The 4,682-nt window shown below is 70.8% G+C and carries 7 protein-coding genes; 1 reads left to right on the top strand and 6 read right to left on the bottom strand.

The features are described 5' to 3' along the window. The 6 genes from ACWCYO_RS40265 to ACWCYO_RS40290 all read right to left on the bottom strand — a co-directional run. Positions 1-461, bottom strand: a 461-nt coding sequence (locus tag ACWCYO_RS40265; protein ID WP_449787006.1) for an Hsp70 family protein, incomplete at its 3' end; no start/stop codon positions are given. 148 nt (positions 462-609) lie between these two features. Beyond that, entirely contained in the window at positions 610-2,058 is a 1,449-nt protein-coding gene (locus ACWCYO_RS40270) for a lipase maturation factor family protein (protein ID WP_449787007.1), read from the bottom strand. Positions 2,059-2,235: 177 nt separating this feature from the next. Next, positions 2,236-2,637, bottom strand: a complete 402-nt coding sequence (locus ACWCYO_RS40275; RefSeq protein WP_449787008.1) for a DUF2267 domain-containing protein — start codon at positions 2,635-2,637, stop codon at positions 2,236-2,238. A 55-nt stretch (positions 2,638-2,692) separates the two neighbouring features. Beyond that, positions 2,693-3,097 (bottom strand): DUF2267 domain-containing protein, encoded by a 405-nt coding sequence (locus ACWCYO_RS40280; protein WP_449787009.1) that lies wholly within the window; start codon positions 3,095-3,097, stop codon positions 2,693-2,695. A gap of 56 nt (positions 3,098-3,153) precedes the next feature. After that, positions 3,154-3,420 (bottom strand): STAS domain-containing protein, encoded by a 267-nt coding sequence (locus ACWCYO_RS40285; protein WP_449787010.1) that lies wholly within the window; start codon positions 3,418-3,420, stop codon positions 3,154-3,156. Positions 3,421-3,548: 128 nt separating this feature from the next. Beyond that, positions 3,549-3,983, bottom strand: coding sequence for an Hsp20/alpha crystallin family protein (locus ACWCYO_RS40290; protein WP_270139845.1), 435 nt, complete (start codon positions 3,981-3,983; stop codon positions 3,549-3,551). Between the two features lie 109 nt (positions 3,984-4,092). Between ACWCYO_RS40290 and ACWCYO_RS40295 the strand changes: the two genes are divergently transcribed. Beyond that, a partial coding sequence (locus tag ACWCYO_RS40295; protein WP_449787011.1) for a type III effector protein occupies positions 4,093-4,682 on the top strand: 590 nt, incomplete at its 3' end.

Raw genomic sequence — 4,682 nt, forward strand, 5'->3', positions numbered from 1 at the left:
GTCGGCTCGTTGATGATCCGCAGCACGTTCAGGCCCGCGATCTCGCCGGCCTCCTTGGTCGCGGTGCGCTGGGAGTCGTTGAAGTACGCGGGCACGGTGATCACCGCGTCCGCCACGTCCTCACCCAGGTACGCCTCGGCGTCGCGCTTCAGCTTCTGCAGCACCCGGGCCGAGATCTCCTGCGCGGTGTAGCGCTTGCCGTCCACATCGCCCTTCTCCGGGAACCGCCAGCCACTCTCGCCCATGTGCCGCTTCACCGAACGCGCGGTGCGGTCCACATTGGTCACGGCCTGCCGCTTGGCGACCTCGCCGACCAGCACCTCGCCGCCCTTGCCGAAGGCCACCACCGACGGGGTGGTCCGGGCGCCCTCGGCGTTGGCGATGACGGCCGGCTCGCCGCCCTCCAGCACGCAGACCACCGAGTTCGTCGTTCCCAGGTCGATACCGACTGCGCGTGTCATTGCCGGGCCTCCTCTTCTGCTCACCCCTTCCACCTTGCCTCAGTGGGAGGAATGAAACTTGAGCCTCATAGACTCAAGAATAAGTCGATGGCTGCGGCTGGAGGAAATCTGTACGCATAGTCGCCGGTGAGTGGACAGCGGCCGTCCTTCAATGGCGTGGCGCTGTGGTCCGGCCGGGCAGGGCGACCGGTGGGACGTAGTCGCCCAGGAGAGTGCGGTGCCACCACGCGCCGGTGGCACGCAGATCGCGCCACTCGGTGAAGCGGTAGCGGTAGAGGCGGGCGCGGACGTAGGTGGGAGGGTCCTCGGGGAACGGGTTGGTGCCGATCAGCCGGAGGACCTCGGTGTTGTTGTCGAGGAGTGCGGCCAGCAGCCGCGGGAACCACGGTTCCGCATAAGCCGGTGAGATGGCGGCGAACCACATCTGCCAGTCCAGTCGCAGGTGGTACGGCGCGATCTGGGAAGGCCGGTAGCGCACGTCGCCCGGTTTTCCTTTGAAGGCGTACTCCTTCCACACCGTTGTGGCTCCGATCTCCCGGTCGTCGGTGCCCTCGACGACGATCTCGTAGCGGGCTCTGCCGATGGATCCGAAGGCGCCGTAGGTGTTGACCAGGTGCAGGGGGTTGAAGGACGCGTTCATGATCTGGCGGCGGGAGACCAGGTTCCGGGCCGGCCAGTAGCTGAGCGCCACGAGCAGTACGGCGGCGGCCATCACAAGTCCCTCGTACCAGGTCGGCGGGCTCGAGAAGTGGTGGGCCGCGGGCAGGTCGAGGGTGCGGGAAGTGGCGCCGGTGCCGAGGACGGACAGGGCCAGCACGACGGCGAGCCAGTTGAGCCAGGCGAAGTTGCCGGAGGCGATGAGCCACAACTGGGTGACGATCATGAAGACGGCGGCGGCGCTCGCCGCAGGCTGAGGGGCGAAGAGCGCGAACGGTGCCAGCAACTGCGCGAGGTGGTTGGCGGCGGCCTCCACTCGGTGGGCGGGTCTGGGCAGGTGGTGGAAGAACCAGCTGAGCGGTCCCGGCATGGGCTGGGTCTCGTGGTGGTAGTAGAGGCAGGTCAGATCGCGCCAGCAGGAATCGCCGCGCAGCTTGATCAGCCCGGCACCGACCTCCAGGCGGAAGAGCAGCCAGCGCAGCAGCCACAGCACCAGGATCGGCGGGGCGACGTCCGCGTTGCCGAGGAAGATCGCGAGGAAGCCGGTCTCCACCAGCAACGATTCCCACATGTAGGCGAACCACGTCTGGCCGACATTGACGATCGACAGATATGCCGCCCACGTGGCCAGCCACATGAGGATGGACGCCCACAGCGGCACGGCGTCCCCCGCGCCCGCCGCCAGGGCGGCCGACAGGGCCACGCCCGTCCAGATCACGGCGGCGAGGAAGCGGTCCGAGCAGTGCAGGTGGAAGACGCTGGGTGCGTTCACGAACCGGACGCGCGCCACGAACGCCGATGCGGGAAGCAGACCGCGCTCCCCGATGAGTCCGCGGAACTGAGCGGCCACACTGAGGAACGCCACGAAGTAGACCACCGCGAGACCCCGCTGGAACAGCAGCCTGCCCAGCCAGTAGTCCGCGTCGGAAAACCACTCCACGACGCCCTCCTCGCCGCAGTCGACACGCTCTCGTACGGCACCTAACCGTCCATGCGCCCCCAGCACTTCCTCGCAGCAGGTCTGGGCCATCCAGCACCACGAGTTGAAGCAGGCCGTAGGCAGCCAATCCGACCTCGACCGCGGTACGGGCCAGCTCGTTCACCACCCCGGCGGTTTCTAGGCGGCGGTGGGGGCGAGGTCGGCGCGGCCGAACAGGAGCGCGTAGCCGCGGGGCAGGTGGGCGAGGAGGCGGTCGGTGAGCCGGTCGTCGCCGAGGGATTCGAGGGCGGCCAGGACGGAGGAGACGTCCCAGCGGGCACCGGTGAGGCTGGTGTCCAGGGCTCGGGCGGCGGCTTCGACGAAGGCGGGCGCGGCGACGGGTTGGGGCAGGGGGATCTGCGCGGCGAAGACTGCGCGGGCCCGCTCAGGGAGCGCGGCGGCCAACTCGCAGCGTTCCTCGCCAGCGAGCTGGGAGCCGAGGACGGCCAGGACGGTGTCGAGGACGCGTTCGGCTTCCTCGTCGCTGGGGTAGCGGCCGAGCATGCGGACCTGCTGGATCAGGCGGCGGTGCCGGGTCATGACGATGGCCTTCCGGGACGGACCGCCGCCGCGTGGGCGGCGGCACGAAAGCGGGTCAGGGTCGGTGGCCGGGGTGAGGTCGGCCGAACAGGACGTCGTAGCCGGGCGGCAGCTGGAACAGGACGGCCTCCATGAGCTCGTCGCCGGCGGCGTCGGCCACCGTGGACAGGACGGCGCCGATGTCCCACACGGCGGTCTTCTCGGTGGCACCGTCGATCCAGGCGGCGGTGGCGCGCACGAACCGTTCGGGACTGAGCGGTTCGGCGGCCTGCAAGGGGTTCAACAGGATCAGGGCGAAGGTCTCGGGCAGACGGGCCGCGAGCTTCGCGCGCACGTCGCCGACCAAGTGGGCGCCGAGCAGGGCCAGCACGACGCGGGCCGCGCGGTCGGCATCCTGGGGCGTGTCATACTCGCCGCGTTCCTGGACCTGGTCCAAGAACGCCTCCCATCGAATCGTCACCGCGCATTCCTCCCTTCGTCCCGGCACGCTGCCGGGTACGGGTCTGCGGGGACCGGTCAGGGGCTGGCGGCCAGGCGGCGGCTGAGGGCGGTGAGCTTGAGCAGCCTGGCCACGGACCTGCCTACGCCGCGCAGGACGAGCCGCCCGCCGTACTGGTCGGCCTGGTTACGGGCCTGGACGAGGACGCGCAGGCCCGAGCGTTCCATGAACGTCACCTCCGACAGGTCGAGCACCACCTCCCGGTGCGCCTCGAGCGCGGCGGCCAGCCGGTGGCGAAGCCGCGGCGCGGTGGCGAGGTCGATCTCACCACCGGCCCTCACCACGAACGGTGCCGACCGCCCGTCGCGCACGGCGTCGTCGGCCGGTACTGCCCGGGCCGCGGGGATGCGGGGGCGTTCCGTGCCGCCCGCTCGGGTGCGGGCGGGCGGCACGGAACGGCACAGGGATGCGGTCAGGCCTTGATCTCCTTGCGGTCGCCGGTCTGGCTGATGGCGATCTTGCGGGGCTTGGCCTTCTCCGCAACCGGGATCTTCAGGGTCAGCACGCCGGCGTCGTAGTCGGCGGTGATCCCCTCGGGGTCGAGCGTGTCGGAGAGCATGACCTGCCGGGAGAACACGCCGAGCGGACGCTCGGACATCTCCCACTTCGCGTCCTCGCCCTCATGACGCGGACGGCGCTCGGCCTTGACGGTCAGCATGTTCCGCTCGACATCGATGTCGATCGCGTCCGGGTCCACCCCGGGCAGGTCGAAGCAGATCACGTACTCGTCGCCGGCGCGGTAGGCGTCCAGCGGCATCGGCGTCGGACGGGACCAGGTGCCGGTCGTGCCGAAGAACTGCTGGGTCAGCCTGTCCAGCTCGCGGAACGGGTCGGTGCGCATCAGCATCGCGAAACACCTCCACTGGTTGTTGGGTGCCAGTGCGCTTCACCTGAATCTGTTCTAACATGTCATCCATCCGATGACAAATGCGCCAGTCGCCAAGGAAGTGACAACGATGCGAGAGCGGCCCGAGGCACCCGTCACCGGCGGCGGACCGCCGACGGGCCCGGCGTCCCTCCTCGCCGCCGCCGCGGCGCTCGCCGCCATGGACGAGGCCGTCCGCACCGCGCAGGACACCGGGGCGACGTCCACGCCCACCGCCCGAACCGGCCCCGAGCAGGCACTGGCCGCCCTGCTCCTGCTGCGCGAGCTGCGCACCGAGCTCGCCGACTGGGAGGCCCCGCTGGTGGAGGCCGCCCGCGCCGCCGGCGCCACGTGGGCCGACCTCGCCCAGCCCATGGGCGTCGCCAGCCGCCAGCCCGCCGAGAACCGCTACCTGCGCCTCAAACCCTCAACCGGCCCAGCCGCACCCACCGGCGCCGGACGGGTCAAGGCCGTACGCGACCGCCGCGCCGCAGAGCGCGCCGTCACCGACTGGGCCCGCACCAACGCAGCCGACCTGCGCCAGCTCGCCGCCCAGGTCACCGCCCTGACCGACCTCGCCCCGGCCGCCCGTCCCGCCCTCGACCGCCTCCACACCGCGCTCGGCACCCCGGACGCCGCCGAACTCCTCACACCCCTCGCCGCCGTCCGCCCCCACCTCGG

The organism is Kitasatospora sp. NPDC001683 (assembly GCF_053596495.1).